Annotated in this window: 3 protein-coding genes; all 3 read left to right on the top strand. The window is 42.3% G+C overall.

Features of this window, described 5'->3' with window-relative positions; translation table 11 throughout:
- Positions 1-151: 151 nt before the first annotated feature.
- Positions 152-376 carry a hypothetical protein gene (locus Q0338_RS00350; protein WP_298085039.1) on the top strand — a complete coding sequence of 75 codons (225 nt, stop codon included), beginning with the start codon at positions 152-154 and terminating at the stop codon, positions 374-376.
- Between the two features lie 7 nt (positions 377-383).
- A complete protein-coding gene (locus Q0338_RS00345) occupies positions 384-548 on the top strand; it encodes a hypothetical protein (RefSeq protein WP_298085038.1) in 165 nt (54 codons plus the stop codon).
- On the top strand, positions 535-1,112 hold a 578-nt coding region (locus tag Q0338_RS00340), incomplete at its 3' end, for a beta-ketoacyl synthase N-terminal-like domain-containing protein (RefSeq protein ID WP_298085037.1). The genes Q0338_RS00345 and Q0338_RS00340, both read left to right, overlap by 14 nt.

Below are 1,112 nucleotides of genomic sequence, written 5' to 3'. Positions count from 1 at the left end.
CCAGGTAAATTTATAAACAAAAAATCAGCAAATTTTGTTAAAAACATATCTTGTGCGCCAAATTTTGCGTCAAGCATTGTTTTTAAAGGTTAAAAAGATATAATCTGCACATTATTCTAAAACAAGTGAAATTTAATAAGGCGACCAAAAGGTGAGTTTTAAAAAAGTTTTAAGTTTTATATCTGTTTTTATGGTAGCGTTTGTGCTTAGCGGATGTGCGGCAAAGGCTAAATTTGATGTTCCGCAGATCGTAAATTTTGATAAACGCGAGTTTGAAGTGATTTCCCCAAAGCGGCTCAAATTTGCTCTATATTTCGCACGAAAAAGAGGACTATTATTTTACGATGATAAACTCTATGGGAACCCCGTTAGCTAGGCGAGTTTTGAGACCAAACGGCGAATTTGAAGCTATCGGCTTTTTACCGCCAAATAGCGCCTACAACGAGCTTTTTGTAAAGATTCTGGGTGCCATAAAATCAAATCAAAAAGAGGCCGTCATAGCAGTAAATAACGAAAATTTTAAGGTAAGAGCTCTTGATATACGTTAGCAAGCCAGCCATCATCAGCGCAGCCGGAGCTGATGCAGAGGAAAATTTTGCAAATTTATGCGGCGAAAAGAGATTTTTGAGCGTTTGCGAAGGCTTTAGGGCAGATAAAAGCTTTATCCTGGGCAAAGTCGGCACACAGCTGGCTAAATTTAGCCAAAACACTCCAAAACACCTACAAACGCGGACGAACGCTCTAGTTTTAAGCGCGCTTTTACAAATAGATAAAGACGTGCGAGAGGCCATCAAAAAATATGGCAAAAATCGCGTCGGCGTAGTCGTGGGTACGACTACTAGCGGCGTGGAGGAAAACTACGAAACGTTTAAGGATTTTGCCGCGACCGGTTTTTTTAACGCCTCCAAATTCGGCATAAATCGCAACTCTCTAGCCAACCCGTCCGAATTTATCGCTGATTTTTACGGGCTCAGCTCAGTTGCGTTTTCCGTCTCGACCGCCTGTACGTCGGGTGTAAAAGCGATCATAACGGCAAAAAGGCTGCTGGAGTCTGGCGTCTGCGACGCGGTGATCTGCGGCGGCGTGGATAGCCTAAATACGCTAACGATAAA

The sequence above is a fragment of the uncultured Campylobacter sp. genome, assembly GCF_938018145.1.
Taxonomy (GTDB): Bacteria; Campylobacterota; Campylobacteria; order Campylobacterales; family Campylobacteraceae; genus Campylobacter_A.
The sequence above is the reverse complement of the archived record's forward strand: the minus strand, read 5'-3'. Positions and strand labels throughout refer to the sequence as shown.